The 20,399-nt window shown below is 47.0% G+C and carries 20 protein-coding genes; 4 read left to right on the top strand and 16 right to left on the bottom strand.

Annotated elements, in window-relative coordinates; genetic code table 11:
• Positions 1-17 precede the first annotated feature (17 nt).
• From PAHA3_RS03285 to PAHA3_RS03275, 3 genes are all read right to left on the bottom strand, one after another.
• Positions 18-383: an arsenate reductase family protein gene (locus tag PAHA3_RS03285; protein WP_062833457.1), complete on the bottom strand. Its 366-nt coding sequence runs from the start codon at positions 381-383 to the stop codon at positions 18-20.
• 398 nt (positions 384-781) lie between these two features.
• The gene (locus tag PAHA3_RS03280) at positions 782-1,765 is read right to left on the bottom strand and encodes an RluA family pseudouridine synthase (RefSeq protein ID WP_062833456.1); all 984 of its coding nucleotides are present in this window, start codon (positions 1,763-1,765) and stop codon (positions 782-784) included.
• Complete coding sequence (locus tag PAHA3_RS03275; protein ID WP_036610088.1) at positions 1,762-2,337, bottom strand: cob(I)yrinic acid a,c-diamide adenosyltransferase; 576 nt, start codon at positions 2,335-2,337, stop codon at positions 1,762-1,764. The genes PAHA3_RS03280 and PAHA3_RS03275 overlap by 4 nt, the downstream gene beginning before the upstream one ends.
• A gap of 148 nt (positions 2,338-2,485) precedes the next feature.
• Here PAHA3_RS03275 and PAHA3_RS03270 point away from each other — a divergent pair, with 148 nt between their 5' ends.
• Positions 2,486-3,097 (top strand): DedA family protein, encoded by a 612-nt coding sequence (locus tag PAHA3_RS03270; RefSeq protein ID WP_062833455.1) that lies wholly within the window; start codon positions 2,486-2,488, stop codon positions 3,095-3,097.
• A gap of 89 nt (positions 3,098-3,186) precedes the next feature.
• Here PAHA3_RS03270 and PAHA3_RS03265 read toward each other — a convergent pair whose 3' ends face one another.
• The 7 genes from PAHA3_RS03265 to PAHA3_RS03235 form a co-directional block, all read right to left on the bottom strand.
• A complete protein-coding gene (locus PAHA3_RS03265) occupies positions 3,187-3,729 on the bottom strand; it encodes a bifunctional adenosylcobinamide kinase/adenosylcobinamide-phosphate guanylyltransferase (RefSeq protein ID WP_062833454.1) in 543 nt (180 codons plus the stop codon).
• A 37-nt stretch (positions 3,730-3,766) separates the two neighbouring features.
• Positions 3,767-4,318, bottom strand: coding sequence for a hypothetical protein (locus tag PAHA3_RS03260; RefSeq protein WP_062833453.1), 552 nt, complete (start codon positions 4,316-4,318; stop codon positions 3,767-3,769).
• 167 nt (positions 4,319-4,485) lie between these two features.
• On the bottom strand, positions 4,486-4,707 hold the full coding sequence (locus PAHA3_RS03255) for an aspartyl-phosphate phosphatase Spo0E family protein (RefSeq protein WP_176872852.1): 222 nt from the start codon (positions 4,705-4,707) through the stop codon (positions 4,486-4,488).
• A gap of 187 nt (positions 4,708-4,894) precedes the next feature.
• Entirely contained in the window at positions 4,895-6,103 is a 1,209-nt protein-coding gene (locus PAHA3_RS03250; protein ID WP_062833451.1) for an aminotransferase class I/II-fold pyridoxal phosphate-dependent enzyme, read from the bottom strand.
• 13 nt (positions 6,104-6,116) lie between these two features.
• Positions 6,117-6,617, bottom strand: coding sequence for an Lrp/AsnC family transcriptional regulator (locus tag PAHA3_RS03245; RefSeq protein ID WP_024628343.1), 501 nt, complete (start codon positions 6,615-6,617; stop codon positions 6,117-6,119).
• Between the two features lie 160 nt (positions 6,618-6,777).
• Positions 6,778-7,173, bottom strand: coding sequence for a spore coat protein (locus PAHA3_RS03240; RefSeq protein ID WP_062833450.1), 396 nt, complete (start codon positions 7,171-7,173; stop codon positions 6,778-6,780).
• A gap of 35 nt (positions 7,174-7,208) precedes the next feature.
• On the bottom strand, positions 7,209-7,442 hold the full coding sequence (locus tag PAHA3_RS03235; protein ID WP_062833449.1) for a hypothetical protein: 234 nt from the start codon (positions 7,440-7,442) through the stop codon (positions 7,209-7,211).
• A gap of 98 nt (positions 7,443-7,540) precedes the next feature.
• Here PAHA3_RS03235 and PAHA3_RS03230 point away from each other — a divergent pair, with 98 nt between their 5' ends.
• Complete coding sequence (locus PAHA3_RS03230) at positions 7,541-8,761, top strand: NAD(P)/FAD-dependent oxidoreductase (protein ID WP_062833448.1); 1,221 nt, start codon at positions 7,541-7,543, stop codon at positions 8,759-8,761.
• Positions 8,762-8,889: 128 nt separating this feature from the next.
• Here the strand turns inward: PAHA3_RS03230 and PAHA3_RS03225 are convergent, their stop codons facing one another.
• The 4 genes from PAHA3_RS03225 to PAHA3_RS03210 all read right to left on the bottom strand — a co-directional run bounded on the left by PAHA3_RS03225 (position 8,890) and on the right by PAHA3_RS03210 (position 13,778).
• Positions 8,890-10,104, bottom strand: a complete 1,215-nt coding sequence (locus PAHA3_RS03225; RefSeq protein ID WP_062833447.1) for an MFS transporter — start codon at positions 10,102-10,104, stop codon at positions 8,890-8,892.
• A 130-nt stretch (positions 10,105-10,234) separates the two neighbouring features.
• Positions 10,235-10,801, bottom strand: a complete 567-nt coding sequence (locus PAHA3_RS03220) for a hypothetical protein (protein ID WP_062833446.1) — start codon at positions 10,799-10,801, stop codon at positions 10,235-10,237.
• Positions 10,802-10,920: 119 nt separating this feature from the next.
• Complete coding sequence (locus tag PAHA3_RS03215; RefSeq protein WP_082762702.1) at positions 10,921-11,361, bottom strand: DUF350 domain-containing protein; 441 nt, start codon at positions 11,359-11,361, stop codon at positions 10,921-10,923.
• Between the two features lie 50 nt (positions 11,362-11,411).
• On the bottom strand, positions 11,412-13,778 hold the full coding sequence (locus PAHA3_RS03210) for an endonuclease MutS2 (protein WP_062833444.1): 2,367 nt from the start codon (positions 13,776-13,778) through the stop codon (positions 11,412-11,414).
• A gap of 188 nt (positions 13,779-13,966) precedes the next feature.
• Between PAHA3_RS03210 and PAHA3_RS03205 the strand changes: the two genes are divergently transcribed.
• Together PAHA3_RS03205 and PAHA3_RS03200 are read left to right on the top strand one after the other, a co-directional pair.
• Positions 13,967-14,326, top strand: coding sequence for a phage holin family protein (locus tag PAHA3_RS03205; protein WP_036610114.1), 360 nt, complete (start codon positions 13,967-13,969; stop codon positions 14,324-14,326).
• 220 nt (positions 14,327-14,546) lie between these two features.
• Positions 14,547-14,933 carry a cytochrome C oxidase subunit II gene (locus PAHA3_RS03200; protein WP_062833443.1) on the top strand — a complete coding sequence of 129 codons (387 nt, stop codon included), beginning with the start codon at positions 14,547-14,549 and terminating at the stop codon, positions 14,931-14,933.
• 104 nt (positions 14,934-15,037) lie between these two features.
• On the opposite strand, the gene zapA is transcribed toward PAHA3_RS03200, so the two are convergent.
• Positions 15,038-17,779, bottom strand: a complete 2,742-nt coding sequence (gene zapA, locus PAHA3_RS03195) for a cell division protein ZapA (protein WP_062833442.1) — start codon at positions 17,777-17,779, stop codon at positions 15,038-15,040.
• Between the two features lie 138 nt (positions 17,780-17,917).
• Complete coding sequence (gene pheT / locus PAHA3_RS03190) at positions 17,918-20,371, bottom strand: phenylalanine--tRNA ligase subunit beta (protein ID WP_062833441.1); 2,454 nt, start codon at positions 20,369-20,371, stop codon at positions 17,918-17,920.
• Positions 20,372-20,399 lie beyond the last annotated feature (28 nt).

Raw genomic sequence — 20,399 nt, 5'->3', positions numbered from 1 at the left:
GCTGATATTCAGCGCGTTTATGCGTTATTCCATTCCTGCTCATACGTTTCTTCCTTGAATCCAACCGTCACCTTTTCTCCATCCGTAACGATCGGACGTTTGATCAGACGACCATTGGAAGCCAACAAACGAATCTGTTCATCAGCGGACATGCCCGGAAGCTTGTCCTTCAATTGTTGTTCTTTGTACACTTCCCCGCTCGTATTAAAGAACTTCTTCACTTCCAATCCGCTCTTTTGGATTAGTTCTGTTAGTTCAACTTCTGATGGCGGTGTGTCAAAAATAGGGATCAGCTCCAGCTCATGGCCTTGCGCTTCAAGCCATTTCACAGCTTTGCGGCATGTGCCGCATTTGGCATATTGATATACTTTTAAGTTACTCATGTATGTGTTCCTCCAAATGCTCCGGTATCGACTTCTCGCTTCCCTTGGTTTGCTTCGCAAATCCAAAAGTCGCTCCAAATCGATACCATTGCCATGTAATTTTACTGACTTTTGCGAATGAGATCAAAACACATTCGCTATATTTTTTGGATCAAGACCTTACAGCTTTAATCTCTTAAAAAGCTTTAAAAGATTTGAAATCTTAAAAGATTTAACATGAAACTGCTAAACATCAATACATTAAACCATACAACCATAAGGATTAGCCTACGGCATGTTGTTCGGGTTCATGAAGCATCCCTCACACAAGTTAGCCAGTCAGCGTTACTCCCAGCAGGACGAGCCCATGCAGGTACCTGTGAAACAGGGTTTAGAACTAAACGCCCCGGCGCAGCTTCCTACAGTTCTTCTCTGGGAGCTGCCTCATCATTCAAACGCTGCTCCAGCGCAGCCATATCTGCTGGAAAAGGGGCCTGGAACGTTATACGTTCCTGTAGAATGGGATGTTCGAACGTCAGCTCACAGGCATGCAAGGCCTGGCGTTCGATCCAGCTGTCCCTTTCATCCCGAACAGCTATGGTCTGCTCATCGATCTCGTGCACAGGTAGTGTCTTGTACATCCGGTCACCGATCAACGGGCAGCCGATGGAAGTCATATGTACCCTGATCTGATGGGTTCTGCCACTTTCCAGCTTAAGACTTACTGCACTGGCGCTGCCTTCTGCCCAACGTGTTAAGGTCGTGTACAACGTTCTTGCAGCGTAGCCATCAGGTGTAACGATTCTGCGATGCGGCTCTTCAGGATCACGATCAATCGGACCATCCACTGCGCCCTCTTTCGGAACAGGGCTTCCGTGTACAAGCGCAATATATTTCTTATCCACCGTTCCCGCAATCATCTGTTCAGACACATGCTGATGCACATAAGGGTTCTTGGCTATTGCGAGCACACCTGACGTTTCCTGATCAAGTCGATGAATCGGTCTGAACCGGAAGCGTTCGCCCTTGGTTTTCCAGTAATGAACAACGCCATTTGCCAAAGTACCCGTATAATGTCCATGTGTCGGATGAACGATGATGCCCGCATCCTTGTTGACAATAAGCAAGTGCTCATCTTCATACAGAACAGTAAAGGGAATAGGTTCAGGCAAAATATCATCCGATTCCTCTTGCTCCATCCGAACTTCAACGACATCACCCGCAGCTACCTTGACGCTAATATACACGCGCTCTCCATTTAACATGACACCTTGTTCGGTCAGCTTGATTTTGGACAAAAGCTTGCGCGACACCAGCAGCCGGCGCTGAAGCACGGTCTTCAGCAGCCAGCCATCTTCTTGCTCGGTCACCGTGTAGACAATGGGCGAATAGTAGTGGCTCATTCTTTGCGGCGGAAGACTTTTTTGCTCCGCACATATTCAATATCCGCCACCTGTTGTCTCGCGTTGGCCGTCCGTGCAACCACGAAGAAATAATCAGACAGTCGGTTTAGATACCGTCGTACAGACGGATTAATATCTGTATGTTGTCCAAGTGTTACGGTGCGACGCTCTGCACGGCGACATACCGTACGGCACACATGTAGAGCAGAGGATAGCTGACTGCCACCAGGAATAATGAATCGTTCCACTTTTGGATTCTCAGCATCATACTGGTCGATCCATTGTTCCAGACGCGTGACCATTTCATCTCTTACCTTATATTTGGTTTCACTAATCTTAACGAAAGCCAGATCGGACCCACAATCGAATAGTTCCTGCTGAACTTCCAGCAGATGTTCACGCAGATCTTCGAATTCTCCCTGAGCAGAGTCAATAAGGCTGATCGCCTGACCGACAAAACAGTTCAGTTCATCAATCGTGCCATACGCCTCAACTCGATCATCATCCTTGATGACACGTCCACCGATGACCGAAGTCTGTCCTTCGTCACCTGTTCGTGTATATATACCCATTGTTATCCCTCCAATTGTTATTATAATAATGAATACGGGAATGCCATTTTTTCAGAAACCAGTCTATCGCTTTACACGTATATAAGAATTGGTGTGCTCTGCCGAGTATACGACAAATCTTTGGAAACCAAAAGTAAAGGAGACGATTATGCAAAACTGGATAACCGATTTCATGGAACAATACGGCTACATAGGCATTGCACTCATTATTGCTCTTGAGAACGTATTTCCCCCGATTCCATCCGAAATCATCTTGCCGTTTGGCGGGTTCATGACCACCTATACCAGTCTCACCCTTCCAGGTGTAATTATTGCCGCTACCATCGGCTCCGTCCTTGGTGCAGTGTTACTCTATGGTATCGGACTCCTCATTGACGTCGAACGCCTTGAGAAAATTGTGGAACGCTGGGGACATGTTCTGCGCATCAAAAAAGAAGATATTCACCGTGTCGATGCATGGTTTGACAAATATGGCATGTGGACCGTATTGTTCTGTCGAATGGTTCCCCTCGTCCGTAGTCTCATCTCCATTCCTGCAGGCATGTCCAACATGAAATTTGGTTTATTCCTTCTCTTTACAACCATTGGTACACTGATCTGGAATGTCATTCTTGTCTCCGTTGGCGCTGCACTTGGCGCATCATGGGAGAGCATTTTACACTTTATGGACGTTTATTCCATTGTAGTGTACGTCATTCTGGCCATCATTGTCATCGGATGTATCATCTGGTGGATCAGACGTAGCAAAAAGCAGAAATAAAAAAAGGATAGACTTCATAAATAAAGCCTCCTTGCCACCATGATCGTGGTCGAGGAGGCTTCTTCATATCACCCGTTTATGTCATCTCGTTACCGTTCGTCTTCATACCGCATTTCCTGACTTTTCAGATCAATAGCCAGACCGGATACCAGCATGTACATCTTTTCAGCATGGATCTGCAGCATCCGGTTAACCGAGGCCATTCTTGCTGTAAATATCCGTTCTTCCTCGGTAGGATGCAATGTACCATGCATTTCATTGGTAATCACAAGCAACTTCCCCTGATAAGACAACAACGCATCGAGCAAAAGCTGAGTCTCTGAACGCTGATGATTCAGATCATCTGTTGCCCTGAAACCGGCAGCCATCCATGAGGTCAGACTGTCTACAATTACAATGCGCTGATCCGCCAAAAACAGATTGGATTCCCGATTAATCTGGGTGATCACCTCTGTCAGTTGCTGACCGTTCCCGGCATGAATGGCACGATAATGAGCGGATGGCAATTCGGGAATAACGGGATCATGATCACCAGTGGATAAATATACGCCCTCCCGGCTAATCCCGGCTGCGTAATTGAGGGCAAACCGGGTTTTACCACTACCTATGCCGCCTGTGACCGTAATCAACAATCCGCTTCCCTCCTTCCATAGCCATTCTGTATTTTCTTTACTCTGTCAGCGCCTTCAGCACTTTCTTGGATTCTTCGACATTGGACGTGGACACCGGAATGGTGGCGAACAAATTACTCGCAGCATATTCTACATCTTTAAACATCTTCATGTCTTCGAGCGGAATGCCGTAAAGATGTGATTCCTGCTTGAGATCTGAACCGTCATCTCCCTCACCTTTCTCCACCAATACACCGCCTTCAAATACACCCCGCTCAAACTTCTTCGGATCAAAGGTATCATCCAGCGGAATGTTGGAGCCATTGCTTCCATATTGTTTCATGTCGGCTTCAGGCAAAATGAAGATATCATGTCCACCAGCCGCATACTCTACCATAATTTTCTGAACATCATACATCGCACTGGTGATCACTTCCACCTTGGGTTCCTCGCCCAATTTTTGTTGCAAATTAGCCTGCAACTGCTCTGAGATTACAGATGGATTTCCTTGGTTATCAATGATGAAAATGGAAAAACCATCTTTACCACCACAACCCGCAAGCAGAAAAACGATAGAAATGATCGCAGTAAGCCCCCAAAATCTCTTCATTCCAGTTCCCCCTTTAGTCTCCTACGTCCAATATATCACAATTGTTCCACGCAAAAAAATAACCTGTCTTATCAGGGGATCACCCTTGCTATGCACACAAAAAAGAAGACCCTCTCAGGTCTTCCTTCTAACGCAATAAAATGAAACGTTTCAATCCAGCGAAAACGTTATTTTCCTTTAATCGGGTTAGCCTTCATGTATTCATTAATCTTTAAATCCAGCAAACTGCTGATTTCAATTACAATATCGGATGTGAATGATTTCTCTTCGAGGAAGATCTGTTCCATCTTGCGACGAAGCATATGAATCTCATCTTCCAAGGAAATGTCATGCAAAGATGCGTTATCAGGTTTCACCGACCATCGGTCGCCATGATCGCCTTCTGCCAGATAGTGCCCACGATTAGTCGGTAAATCATATTCAACACAAAACAAAGCCAACCCCTCCTTGGAAAAATGGTTTCCAAATATATGAAAACTTATTTCAAATTGAAATTATATCACAATATTTTGTAAAAGAAAGTTATTTTTTTCCAATAATACAATGCCACAGTTTTTCTATACTTCTATTTTAGTATTAACCCTCTTTTTGCACTTTGTAAACAAAGTTTCCGATTCGTTCCAATGCTTCATTCAATTGGGTTACAGAAGTAGCATACGAGCAGCGCAAGAAGCCTTCACCTTGAGGTCCAAAAACATTGCCGGGAACAGCAGCAACTTTATTCTCGGTTAACAATCGCTCAGCAAACAGATCGGAACTCATGCCCGTCTTTTGAATACTCGGGAATGCATAGAATGCGCCTTGAGGTTCATGACAATCAAGTCCAATATCCCGGAATCCCTGCACAATCAAACGTCTGCGCTGATTATACGATTCTACCATTCGGTCCTTCTCACCCAAACCGTTCGTCAATGCTTCAAGCGCAGCAACCTGACCCATGGCCGGTGCACACATTACCGTATACTGATGGATTTTGAGCATGGCTGCAATAAGCTCAGGATGACCACACATGTACCCGATCCGCCAACCTGTCATTGCAAAAGCCTTGGAAAATCCGCTTACGAGAATGGTCCGCTCCTTCATGTCAGGAATAGCTGCAAAGCTAACATGTTTTTGCGTATACGTCAATTCAGCGTAAATTTCATCAGCGATCACAATCAGATCATGCTTTTTGATCACTTCAGCAATAGGCAGCCACTCTTCATACGTCATGATGGCTCCTGTAGGATTACTCGGATAACACAGAATAACCACTTTTGACTTCGGTGTGATGCCAGCTTCAAGTGCTTCGGCCGTTAACTTGAACTGATCTTTCGCATAAGTTTCAACACCGACGGGTATACCGCCACCGATGGAGGCGATTGGTGAATAAGCCACGTACGAAGGTTCAGGAATAAGAATCTCGTCGCCAGGTACGATTAATGCACGCAAAGCAAGGTCAATTGCTTCACTGCCACCCACGGTAACAATAATCTCATCCTTGGGATCATATTTAGTATCAAACTGAGTATCGAGATAATCGCTGATGGCTTCTCTCAGCTTCGGCATGCCTGCGTTGGATGTGTAGCTGGTCATACCTCTTTCCAGCGAGTATACACAGGCTTCACGCATATGCCAAGGTGTAACAAAATCGGGTTCACCCACACCCAATGTGATAATATCCTTGTTGTCTCCAACCAGATCAAAAAATTTGCGAATTCCGGATGGAGGTATCTGCTGCACGAGGGGTGCCAGATAAGATGTCATTTTCTTGTTGTTCCCGGTTGTCTGTTCATTCACTATCATGACACATCTTCCTTTACGGCGAGATCATGAGACGGTTGTCTTCCTGATGGTCTTCAAAGATAATCCCGTCCTGCTTATATTTTTTAAGAATAAAATTCGTTTTGGTTGAAAGTACAGAGTCAATCGGAGACAGTTTCTCCGACACAAAGTTAGCGACTTCACGCAGGTTACCACCTTCTACTTCAACGAGCAGATCGTATGCACCTGACATGAGATATACGGATTTCACTTGCGGATAGAGATAAATGCGTTCGGCAATCCCTTCAAAGCCACGACCACGCTCCGGCGTGATCTGCACCTCAATCAGGGCCGTTACTTTCTCATCATCTATTTTGCTCCAGTTCACGACGGTTGCGTATTTCACGATGACGTGGTCTTGTTCAAGCTGTGCCACGGCGTTCTTGATCTTGTCTTCCGACTCCCCCAGCAGCGTCGACAGCAGTGCGGGAGTCCTTCTCGCGTCTTCCTTCAGCAGATCCAGCACTTTTAATTGCAGATCGTTCAAATCTTTCATGGTTTTCCCTCCAGCGTCATCCAGGTTCCTGAAAATGAATTAATACTTATATTACATGAATTTAACGTTGATGCAAAGACAAAAGACCGCCTGCCCTGAATTCAGGCAAGCGGTGGTATGGTCTTGGTTAGCCAAGTGCTTCAAACCTCATTTCCACAGGTTACATGTAATAAGGGTTACCGTAATTCGGCTGATGCTGAGGCACATTAGGAGCTTGGCTATATGAACTGTTCTGCGTATTCTTCTCCTGGATGAATTGCTGACACTTCTGTTGCGTCTGGTGTGCAGACTGAATTTGCTTGTCCACATCCTGACGAAGTGCCTTGGAAGAGACAGAATACATGTTGTTTTGCTGCATCAGATTGAACAGTTCCCCTTGTAATCTCAGGGTGTCATTTGTTAAATCTGTGAACATTCGACGTGTCATGGGGCAGGAAGCTTCCGTTGTCGCAGTCGTATATTCGCGCGAGGTTCGTCTTAAATCTGCAAGAATCGACTTCAGCAGATCCTGCTCCTGCATAAAAGCGCCATTAGATGATAAAGATTGAGAATACATGCGTTTTCCTCCTATACAGTTAGAATTGACTTCGATTACTGAACTTGCGCTGGGGCAAGAGATTGATGTTGCTGCAGCGCATTGACAAGGGTATTCAGATGCTGTTCATGTGAGCGAACATAATGATTCAGTGCCTGTTGAATTTGTGGGTTATGTGTGATGGAAGCGGTGGCTGCACACTGCTTAATCAGCAGCTCTTCATTGGTAATCGAGTCCGCAATGTAGTTCAATTCCTTGGGACTCAACGCTTGCATAGCTTGATTCTGCATGTTTCGATGGCCTCCTCGGCATAAAGTTTATGCGCAATTATTGTTAGCCCGGTCACACAAAAGTATACAAATTTAAAATCATAAAGGAGATGTTTCTAATGGATCTGGTCTATGGCACACCGTTCTGGCCTTCCACTTTTAATTCAACGTTTAATTATCCTGCTCTTCGAGAAGACATCTCGTGTGACTGCCTCATCATTGGCGGTGGTATGGGGGGCGCTCTGACTTCGAAACTGCTCTCAGAGAAAGGTGTTAACACGGTTGTTATTGATAAGCGAGATATTGCCCAAGGTAGCAGCTCTGCCAATACAGGTCTTTTGCAATACACGAATGACAAGACCCTAACCTCATGTATTCATACCTTTGGTGAAGCCAAAGGCGTACGTTTTTATGAACTTTGCCGGGAAGCCATGAAACAACTTACTCAGATTGCAGGTACTCTGGATACGGATCCTTGGTTTATTCCACGAACAAGTCTTTGCTTTGCAAGCAGTGAAGATGATGTGAGTCTATTGGAGGAAGAATATCAAACGCTGAAGCACTACGGCTTTGAAGCCGAACTGTGGAATGCCGACAAAATCAAAACACATTTCCCCTTCAGTAAACCAGCTGCACTGTATACACTGGGAGATGCGGAAGTGAACCCCTATCGATTCGTTCATGCCTTATTTGAATCAGCCAATAAGCTTGGGGCCCGAATCTATGGTCAGACCGAAATGATACACTGTGAATACGATGAAGATGGTGTAGTATGCCACACTTCTAACGGTAAGATCCGTGCCAGCAAAGTCATATTTGCTGCCGGTTACGAGACACAGGATATCAAAAAGGATCGCGGAGCCTATCTGAAAACGACCTATGCGATTGCTACCAAGCCGCTACCTGATCTTAAGGAATGGTATGAGTACAGCATGATTTGGGAGACCGCACGCCCCTATTTGTATATGCGAACAACTCCGGATGGAAGAATCATCGCAGGTGGTTTGGATGAAGAAATACCTCGGGAGGATCAACGTGAAATTCGGGCAAAACACCGGGGAGATACACTTCTGGAAGAGGTCCGTTCCTATTTCCCTTTAGATGGTCTTGCAGTCGATTATGCCTGGGGTGCCGTGTTTGGTAATACGAATGATGGTCTGCCACTGATCGGTACACATCCCGATTATCCGCATTCTTACTTTGTGGAAGGCTATGGAGGCAACGGGACGGTGTACAGTATGATTGCTGCTTCCCTGATTACAGATGCCATAACTGGCAAGCAGAACCCTGATATGGATCTATTCTCACTCACACGTACAAGTAAACCATCTCCCGTATAACATCCGATTTGAGCTGTATATAAGCTATGCATGCGTTATAAATAATTAAGGGTACAGTGCCAGGAAAGTGATCTCTTTCCCGGATCTGTACCCTTTTGGTTACGAACCCCCGATATATTGACTGTCCTCTAAGCCGAGGGCTCCTGACCTTCCGTTCGGTTCAATAATCTGTGCATAAAGATCCAGCCGATTAACGGAAAAGCACCTAGGACAATAATAAGCCAGGTTAACATGCGTAGAGACGGAGCATTCATGACCGTTACAATAAATACGGCCAATCCAAAAAGCCTGCCGAGCATCAGGCATAATTCTCTCAAAACGACAAGTTCAACCCTTTTCTCCACATTTTCGCCACTCGTGCCCATCATGTCGAATCCCGCTGATATCATTGGCAATACATATAGTGGCATTGCAACAGCACTCCCAATCCCCATGATTAACAGCGTACCAAAGGTGACTTTCCAGAGTAGAGGAAGGAGCACAAGCAGAAGAATCAGGGCTCCGATGAACATACCTCTTGATCTATACTGCGGTTTAAACCATTTCCCCGCTGCCCAATAACTTACAAGTGCCACGGCTGAGGTGATGAGTGAAAACTGTCCCAATTTGTACTCCTGTGCTGTAGCCACGTAGACAAGCAGTGCAATCAGAAAGGCAAAGACACCCTCACGAGCGCCCTGAGCGAATAAACCCAAAGCCAAGGTTCTCCAGGGACTATCCGGTTTGGATATCTGTGTCCAAGGCTCCGACCAACGGTATGTACCGCTTACCTTTCTTTTTTTGAGAAAAAAACTAAAGACTACCGCTATGACATAAATGACGAGTGATATTGTAAATATAAAGCGATATCCTGTGTTGTCTGTCATTCGGGTAATAACCAGACCAGAGAACCATGGACCTATAATTCCTGTCATTGAGCCAAGTAACCCCACCCAGCCATTAAATAGATCCCTGTTTGCCCGATCCGTTATTTCAAAATACACGACATTAAACGCGATCCAGAATAGCCCAAGCGAACAACCCAGTAGTATGCCTAGAGGCCAAATCCAGTCTACAGCGTTGGAACCCGCCCAGAGGACAATCATATAGAAAAGGCCAGACAGCGCAGTACCTAGACGTAATGCACTCATTTTATTGTGTTCCTTGACCCATTTGCCAGCCAGCCAGAACGTGAGTCCAATAGCCAGTTGCTGACTGATGGTGAACCAACCCAACATGGCATAATCCGGACGGCTTTTCCACAGAAACACATTCAAAAAGGTTCCCGACAATGCTCCAGCTAACGCAAACAATCCATTCACGCCCAAAAGCAGAATGGATTGTCGGCCTAAAGTAATCTTCATCTGCTCCTCCTTTATCCACCTGAAATGAACTGTACACAGGTAGGTCTCAGGGTTAACGTGCCCCAAGCAGGAGGAAAACATGATGAATCTTCAGGATTGCTTTGAAATTAGTTTAAATCTTCGGAAATGCTTATTTCTGCGCACTTAGATTCTGAATCAGACGTAGACGGTCATCCTCAGACAGACTGTATTGAACTTGGAAACATCCAGAGCACACATAGGTTAGCACCTTGAATGGTGTTGACAATAGTGACCCTTCACCTGAAGCAGCGTTAGCAACTGGTGTGAAGTTATCCTGTGTTGCGGCTTGTGTACCTGCGAGAATCATGAATTCACGGCAATTCGGGCACTCTGGTACTTCTTCCTGATGATCAAGTTGCTGCTGTACACCTTGTTCATACTGAAACAGATCATTACCTTCATCTGCGTATTTGGTTAACGTTCGTAACTCCGGCAATTTGAGTTCGACTTCATCCCCCCACAGATCAGAAAGATCCGTAGTCTGTTTCTCGTTCGTTACATCGTCTACATCATAGATGTCGTCCTCAGCTTCATCGTTCTCTTCATCATCGATGTTAATGTTCAACGTACGGTATCCTTTTAACTCATTGTGGCAATAAGGACACTCTTCTTCAGGACCGAGCTCCTCATCCCATACAATCTCCGTCTGACACCAAGGACATACTGTTGTTTCCATATTGATCAACCTTTCTCTTTCATATAATCATGTATTCATTACATAGATGACACCGATGGCAAAAAAAACAATCGATGCCGCAAACAGAATCCGTATCAGTATTTTCATGACCGGTCCCCCTAGATAATGCTCGCGCCAATAACAAACGACAACGAGACGGAAATAATCATGGATATCAATCCGACAGCTCGGTTATCCGCTTCGATCTCCTTATCAATGGAGAATACGGGTGTGAGGAATTCGAACAAAAAATAGGCAACGAGCAAAAGAATAAATCCGACAAACGACCACGTCATGGCTTCATACACCGAAGATTTAGCCTGTATGCAGAAACGCAGTACGTTGCAGATCCCGAAAATCTTGCCTCCAGTGGCCATCGCAACGGCCACATTGCCCTTCTTGATCTCCGTCCAGCATTTATATTTGGTCACCAGTTCGAAGCAAGCCAGAAATACAAGCAGCTCCATAATCGCTACCGAGAAAAAACCGAGCACCATCCCCAAGGGATGAGACAGCAATTGGTCAATGCTTTCTTTCACGCACCGTTCCCCTCTCCCCATCTGCGACCTTCATGCATAAGGCCGCAGAATATCATTGATTCATGGTCCGGCTATTCCAATTCTGCGACGGTCACACCGTTTCCGCCTTCTCCGTAATTGCCCAGCCGGTAACTTTTAATATGTTTATGCTTACGCAGGTAATCCTGAATACCGGAACGCAAAATTCCTGTACCTTTACCGTGAATTATATAAACTTGGCCCAGGTTGGCGAGGAAAGCTTCATCAATGAAACGGTCTGTCTCCATCAGGGCTTCTTCCAGGTTGGTACCACGCAGATCCAGTTCACTCTTCACGTTGTCATCACGCGTGCGCTTCATGCCAGTTACCGGTTTCTGCTTCGGTTTGGCTGCGGGAGCCGATTGCTGCAGTTCCAGGTCATCCAGGGATACTTTCATTTTCATGATCCCCAGCTGCACCATCGCATCTTTGCTACCAGACATCTCCACAACATGACCTTTTTGATTCAAACTATAGACAAGCACTTCATCACCAGGACCGATGGCACGCGTCTTCGGTGCTGTTGCCGTCTTTTTGACAGTCTTCCGGCGCTTCTCCGGTTCAGCTTCATCCAGCTGTTTGCGAGCGGCAATAAGTTTGTGCTCCTTAACAGAAGCCCCTTCTTCCATAGCCAACAGACGAAGATCTGCGATAATCTTCTCCGCTTCGGCACGAGCCTTGTCCACAATGCTGCGTGCATCCTCTTCTGCTTTTTCAATCCGGCGATCACGCTGCTGTTCCAGCTTCTCCAGTTCCGTCTCATGACGACTGCGTAATTTCTCCATGTCCTGGCGCAAGCTCTCGGCCTTCTCACGCTCTTGTTCAGCCGTAAGACGGTTCTCTTCAAGAGAAGCAATCATGTGCTCGATCCGTTGATCTTCTTCCTTCACTTCGCCACGGGCGTAGTCGAGAATGTAACCCGGCAGTCCCAGTCGCTCTGCAATGGCAAATGCATTACTTCGTCCAGGTACACCCACCAGAAGGCGATATGTCGGACTCAGTGTATTAATGTCAAATTCCATGCTGGCATTAATGACACCTTTGCGCTCATATGCGTATGCTTTCAGTTCACTGTAGTGGGTGGTTGCAACCATGCGACATCCCGTCCGGTGCATATGCTCCAGCATGGAGATCGCCAGTGCGGACCCTTCAGCCGGGTCTGTTCCTGCTCCAAGTTCATCGAGCAATACCAAACTTTTTGGCGTCATGTTCTTCAGAATGCGAATGATGTTCGTCATATGGCTTGAGAAAGTACTCAGATTTTGCTCAATACTCTGTTCGTCCCCAATGTCCGCATAGATCGCATCAAATACACATAGCTGACTTCCATCTTCTGCGGGAACAAATAAACCGGACATGGCCATCAAGCTCAGCAATCCAATCGTTTTGAGCGTTACCGTTTTACCACCCGTATTCGGGCCTGTCACGATAATGGATGTGTAATCATTGCCCAGTTCAATGTCAATTGGAACCACGTTTTCGATCGGTATTAACGGATGACGGCCTTTTTTTAGTTTGATGAATCCGCGGTCATTCATGCGTGGTAGCGTTGCTTTCAGTTCACGAGCCAGACGTGCCTTGGCAAAGATAAAATCAAGCGATCCCAGCAAGTCGACATCATACAGCAGCCATTCTCCCTGTTCACTGACAAGTGCCGTCAATTTCTGCAAAATAATTTCTATTTCGCGCTCTTCCCGAATACGGGTCTCGCGCAATTTGTTGTTCATTGCAACGATGGATTCCGGCTCAATGAACAATGTTGCACCCGAACCGGATTGATCATGCACAATCCCACCAAAGTACGAACGATATTCGGCTTTCACCGGGATAACAAAACGGTCTCCCCTGATCGTGATGAGCTGATCCTGCAGCATCTTAGATACCGTAGAGGATCGAATCATGGAATCCAGCTTCTCGCGAATTCGCGCTTCTCCGCCTCTCAGCTCACGACGAATCTGCGCCAGCGTTACGCTTGCACTGTCAGCAACTTCTGCATTATCGTCGATACAGATTTTGATGGCATCCTCAAGCGTCTTTTGCTCTGACAGTTGATCACTGATATAAAACAAGGATTCGATGGGCTCATCTTCATGCAGAGTGGCAATCAGACGTTTCAATCGTCGTGCAGCAAAGGTCGTATTGGATATTCCCAAAAGCTCGTGAGGGTTAAGCGTTCCTCCAATTTCAGCACGTTTGATGGAGGCCGTAATATCTACAATTCCCCCAAAAGACGGCGAGCCCTTCAAGCGATCAAATGTAAAGGCTTCATCGGTTTGCTGAAGCAACCGTTTCACTTCTTCAAGTTCACTGATCGGTTCAAGTTGCTCCGCTTTCTTTTTCCCCATCGTGGTCTGGGCATAGCTAAGCAATGTATTTAAAATTTTGCGATATTCCAGTGTGTGTAAAATTTTTGTGTCCAAGTGTACAACTCCTTCCAAACTATATCTGTATTATAACGAAAGAAACTTTCTTGCGCTATTTAACGAATCCTTCCACACATAACTTCAACCATAGCATCACAAACTACAGGTGTCAGGATTGTGCAACCTCTCCGAGCCCCTTGGAGTTGCCCTGCTCAGTTCAATCCGAATAAAAGGAGGTACACACCATGAATTTCCTGGGACATGTCGTGCGATTTGTCATCGCTGCAATTGTATTAATGGTGGTCAGCTGGATCGTTCCCGGATTCGCCGTTGGTGGCTTCTGGAGCGCTCTGTTGCTTGCTCTTGTCATTGCCCTGCTCGGCTGGATCGTTGAAGGTATCTTCGGCAAAAGGGTCAACCCGTTTGGTCGCGGTATTGTCGGATTTATCGTTAGCGCACTGGTGATTTGGCTGGGTCAATATGTTGTAGATCATGTTGAGGTCAGCCTGCTCGGTGCCATTCTCGCTGCGCTGGTTATTGGGATTATCGATCTCTTCATCCCGGTATCCACCCCTTTTGATGCCGGACGAAGCTCCAAAAGCTAATCCCAGCTTCTCCTTTTCATCTCCATGAATGCTTCTAAACCTCTGAAGGCCTGTGCCGGATGAGGTTTATTTCATTTGAAGTAGTAAAGAACCATCCACTCAAGCTGTACAATTTTCAACAAAACGACATACGCAGCGTGTACAGGCATCCATATATTGCGGTATGATGACTGAAGCAATCATTCACATTTTATCCATATCACGTTTAAGGAGGTACATGATGAAGAAGGGCATAGCATGGCTCGCTGCCTGTATGTTAATTCTGGTCCTCGCTGCATGCGGAGGGGCGAATCAGTCCGCAGACTCTGGCAGTAACGGGTCCGATGCTGGCGTTACAGCCAGCGAAGAACTGGTCATCAAGGCAAGCAACTACGAATTCGATCAACCCGAGTACCATCTTAAAAAAGGTGTCCCGGTTAACATTGTTTATGAAAATGTAAACGGCAATCATGGAATACTCGTGCCTGAGCTGAATCTTATGCTAGACACCAGAAACAGTTCCAAAGTGATTACCCCGGACAAAGTCGGTGAGTTTGAAATGTCCTGTTCGGTCTTCTGTGGTTCGGGACACAGCAGCATGATCTCCAAAATTATCGTTGAAGAATAGTATTCAAGACAAGGAGCCCCCGCAGCGACGGGAGCTCCTTCTTTAGTATAACAAATTGTACCAGAGTGCGTTGCCCACGAGCCAGTTCTGCCACAATCATTCCGCTAGGTCTGGTCCTGTTCAATCAATTCAATCCATTCGTTATATTCCGTCTGCAATTTCGTATATTCATCATGCAACTGACGATATTCCGTATTCAGCTGCTCTGCCTTTTCCTGCTCCATTTCGCGTTCAACCTGTAACAAACGTAATTGATTAGCTGCCAGTTCATAACGCTCGCCCATCTCAAGCAGTTCATTTTCCATGATCTGTTTCTCTTGAGTTGCTTCTGCCCGTAACTGATCCAGCTGCTGTCGTTCTTGCTCCAGTCCCTCCAGCAACTCGCTACTTGCCGCGCTTTCTCTCTTCCATACCGTCAGTTCATTCTCAAGCGCAGCCCAGCGCTCATGCCAGGATTGTTCCTGAGCCGCCCATTCATCTGCACGGCGTTGCCACACCTGGTCGTTCTGCTCTGCTTGTGCAACGCTGGAGCGGAGTTCTTCTTCACGTCTCGTCAACTGCTCCAGACGGGATGACAACTCAGCCTGTTTGGCTGACAGTTCTTCATGTTTGATCTGCCACTCCAACGCTTCTTCCTCAGTCTGGGCTAGCCGGCTCTCTTGCTCCGAGTAGCGCTCGGATAGTTTCGCTGAAGATTGTCTTGCTTCTTCAAGCACTCTTACAATCTCTTGCTTCTCCGTACTCAATTCATCCAGCTTGGAACTGTAATTCTCTTCCCGTTGTAATGCATCACTGTAGTCGTTACGTATTTGTTTATAATTCTCCTGAAGTCGGTTCAACTCTTCCCGAACAACATTCAGCTCAACTTCAAGCTGTTTGCGTTTCTCTTCCAAAAGCTCTGCTTCCTTCTGATAATGCACAGCCTCTTCATGGTTGAAACGAGACTCTTCCTTCACCACGGACAATTCATCATGAAGGGATTGCACACCAGACTCCAGCGTTTCATTTTGTTCAGCAACTTCGAGAATTTGGTTCTCCAGGTCACCGATCTCAGCCAACCGTTGCTCTGCAAGGTCTTTCAAGGACTGCTCACGTTCCGTAAGCGTGCCGATCTCATTCTGCAATGTACGCACCGCAGCATGAGCCTGTTCAAGCACCTTATGCAACCTGCGCTGTTCCTCTTCCGACTTCACTTCAGCCTCACGAAGGTTTTGAGCTTCCTGTTCAAGCTGTGCATGTTGCTCCTGAAGTTTGCGCAGCTGCGCTGTGAGAGAGGTTTCCCTATCCACAGTTTCGTTATACTTCTGCTTCCATTGTTCCTGTGCATCACGGGATTGCTGGGCGGCTTGCTCCGTCTCACGCAGAAGCTCCTGCAACTGGGAACGATCCTCTTTTAACTGTTCCAGTTGCTGCTCCAGTTCCGTGATTCGGCGAGTCTGAACTTCCTGCTCCTGTTTTCGGACCCCATGCTCATGACGCAATGTTTCCAATTGACCACGCTCGTGCTGAAGCTGCTGTTCTTGCTCTGCAACCACATCCTGTGCACTGATGAGCTGGGTCATCACTTCTTCCAATTGCTCTTCGACATCTAATAGTCGAGTCTCCGCCTCTTTACGTTGTTCCTCCAGCTGCTGCATGAGCTTGCCACGTTCTTCTTGCAGTAAGGCTTCCGCAGCGGATGCAGCTTCTATTGCGCGAGATGCCGCTGCTTCCTTAGCTTGCTGCAATTGTTCCTCGAGTGCTGCTTCTTTCTCCATCCATTCGAGTTCCGACTGCTCGGATATCGCTTTGAACTCCGCATTCAATTGATTCACCTGAGTCAGGCGCTTCTGCTCCGCTTGTTCCTGCAAAGCAGCTCGCTCTTGATTCGCTTCTTCCGTCAGAGCATGAGTCTGTTCCAGTGCTTTTTCTTCAGCCTGCTGGAGGCGAAGTTCCATCTGTTGTTGAAGTTCGTTATATTGCAGTGCCGCTTCTTCCTGGGCTTTCTTCAAATTGGCCTCAGCCTGCTCCAACTCGGACAGAATGGCGGACTCGGCTTCTTCCTTGGCTGTCTGAACCTGCTGTGCGGCCTTGGCTTCAATTTGTTGACGTTCTGTAACGGCACGGCGTTCAGCTTCTTTTAATTGAGCTGCAGTCTTGTCCTGCAATTCCTTATATTGCGTTGCAGCTTTGGCCTGCGCCTGCTGCAGTTCGGATACAGAACGGTTCTGAGCTTCTTTTAGCTGTGAAGCGGCCTGTGCCTGTGCAGTTTTGAGCTGATTAGCCACTTTTTCTTCCATTTCCTTCAGCTGTCTCGTTGCCTTGACTTCTGCTTCCTTGAGTTGTGCCGCTGCCTTAGTCTCTGCTTCCTTAAGTTGTGCGGTAGCTTGAGCCTGCAATTTCTGCACTCGCTCTGTTGCCTGGGTACGCTCCTGCTCAAGCAATGTGTTTAACTTGGCCATTTCGGCTTGCTTGTCCTTTTCGGCCTTCTGCAGCGCCTGCTCAGCTTCAAGCTTCAGCTTCTGCAAATCAGCAAGAGACTGGTCACGCCGTTCCAATTCTTGTTGATGTTCATTTTGTATGGCGTTCAACCGATTCAATTCATTTCTCAGTTCTGTACGTTCTCCAGTAAGCATCTTCAGCTCATTCCGGATTTCCTGAGTCTGAAGAGACTGTTCAGCCATATGTACAGCCGCCAGTACCGCGATACGCGGAGTATCCAGACGGGAATTTTGCTTGGAGATCGCGCTCATACGCTCATCTACCAGATTAGCTACTTGTTTCATATAGTCGGCACTGCTGCCAACCAGTTTATAGGAAGTCCCGTAGATATCTACGGTGACGCGTGTACGATCAGGTGTAGTCACAGTTGTGCCCTCCTTCAAGTCTGTATGTTGATTCTAAGCTGTAATCACAAAAAAGTCACATCGATCCTCTAATGCTAAGGATTCGATGTGACTTCAAACAATTCCTGCTAATCTTTGTTCAAAAAATCTTCTTCTGTCCTATTTACGCAATTCCGCTCCAAATTGCTCTTCCAGACGGGCCACTACACGGGCATGAACTTCAGTAACTTCCTCATCGGTCAGTGTACGTTCACGATTCCGGTACACCAGTGCCATTGCCACGCTCTTCTTGTTTTCACCCAGTTTACTTCCAGTAAACACATCGAATACCTGTACGGTTTGCAGCAACTCACCCGCAGATTCACGAATGGCGCGCAGCATATCTCCAGCTTCAATATCCTCATTCACAACAACCGCGATATCACGTTCCATTGCTGGGAACCGCGGAAGCTCACGATAACGAATGTCAGCGTCTGCTTCACTGTAGATCGATTCAAGTGCAATCTCTGCGATGTACACATCATTCAGATCATACTGCTGTTGCAGTTCCGGATGCAATTGACCCAGTGTACCGATCAATGTGCCTTCTCCGCCATCCTTCCCTTCCAGGTAAACCGATGCAGAGCGTCCCGGATGGAATCCTTCAGGGCTATTTGCTACCAAGCGAATGCGTTGTTCCAGACCCACATAGGCGAACAGATGCTCAAGCGCACCTTTCAGATCGAAGAAGTCTACTTTCTCCGCTCCAACATTCCACTGCTGGCTTGCACGATTCCCGGTGAGCAGCAAGCCCAGTACCGGAATCTCATGTGGTTGCTTGGTCAACTGATCTTCTTCAGTGAAGAATACATTGCCCACTTCAAATACAGCCAGTGAATCCTGTTTACGGTTCATGTTATATACCGCTGCATCCAGCATTTGCGGCAAAATACTTGTACGAAGCACACTGCGGTCCTCACTCATAGGCATCGCGAGCTTCACGGCTTTACTTCCTTTTGTCAACGCCGGGAACAGAGTCGCTTTATCCGGGTGTACAAAGGAGTAACTGATCATTTCCTGCCAGCCACTGCCTGAGAGCAATCCACGAATGGTACGACGCATTGCTTGTGAGCGTGTATAAGCCCCCGGAGTCGTTGGTCCTTCAATCCATGTGGTTGGAATGTTGTCATATCCGTACAGACGTGCAATCTCTTCAAACAGGTCTACGTCGAGCGTAATATCCCCTCTGCGTGTTGGCACTTCCACATCCAGCAATCCTTGATCAGCATCACCACATGCAAAGTGCAAGCGAGCGAAGATGGTTTTCACCTCAAGCAAAGACAGATCGGTTCCCAGATAACGATTCAGTCGATCCAGCGACAATTGAATTACACGTTTCTCCGCAGCTTCCGCTCCAGCTTCCACGATTCCTTGGTGCACTTCACCTTCAGCATAACGCTGAATCAGTTCAGCCGCACGATCCAAAGCCGTAATGACCGCGCCCGGGTCTACTTCCTTCTCAAAACGCATGCTTGCTTCGGAACGCAGCCCCAGTTGGCGCGACGTTTTCCGAACAGTTCCGCCATCGAACTTGGCGGACTCCAAGAGCAGATTCACCGTGCTTTCCGACACCTCGGAATTCTCGCCACCCATAACCCCAGCGATGGCTACCGGTTTCACGCCATCTGTGATGAGCAACATGTGCGGCTCCAGCTTGCGCTCTTGACCATCGAGCGTAACGATCGTTTCGCCTTCGTTGGCCATCCGCACTTCAATATGGCCTTTTTCCAGCTTATCTGCATCAAATGCATGTAGCGGTTGACCGTATTCCAACATGACATAGTTCGTGATATCAACGATATTATTAATCGGACGAACACCCGCAGCCATCAGACGGTTTTGCATCCACAGCGGGGAAGCACCCAGCTTAATGCCTGTTACATAACGAGCTGCATAGTGACTGCATTGCTCTTGTGCCTTAATCTCTACAGAGATATGATTCGCAGCCGCATCACCAACTTCAACCAGTTGGTCTTTGGGACTCGGCAGCTTCACTTCACGACCCAGGATGGCACCCACTTCATAAGCTGCACCACGCATGCTGAGACAGTCGGAACGGTTCGGTGTCAGGTCCAGTTCAAGCACATGATCGTCGAGACCAAGAACCTGGCTGATTGGCGTGCCAACCTCTGTTTGTTCTGGCAGAACGAGAATACCTTCCTGCTGATCTTTCGGCAGCAATTTGTCGTTCATGCCCAGCTCTTTGGCGGAACAGATCATGCCAAGGGATACAACACCGCGCAGTTTGGCTTTTTTGATATCCAATCCACCAGGGAGCTTCGCTCCAACCAAGGCTACGACTACTTTTTGGCCTGCGTCCACATTTTTCGCGCCACACACGATTTGCAGATCTTCTTCTTGGCCGGCATCGATGACACATACATTCAGTTTGTCTGCATCGGGGTGTTTCTCCTTGCTCTTCACATAACCCACAACAACTTTATTCACGCCCTTGTTGCGGTTCTCCACTACATCAATCTCAACTCCCGCACGGGTGATTTTCTCTGCCAATTCCTGTGGCGTCACACCTTCAAGGGAAATATAATCAGACAGCCAATCTGTCGATACTCTCATGGACGTTCACTTCCTTCATCTATAAATT

Origin of the sequence: Paenibacillus amylolyticus (assembly GCF_001570725.1) — a bacterium.
Classification (GTDB): Bacteria; Bacillota; Bacilli; order Paenibacillales; family Paenibacillaceae; genus Paenibacillus; species Paenibacillus amylolyticus_A.
This window is presented reverse-complemented; position numbering and strand designations above follow the sequence as displayed.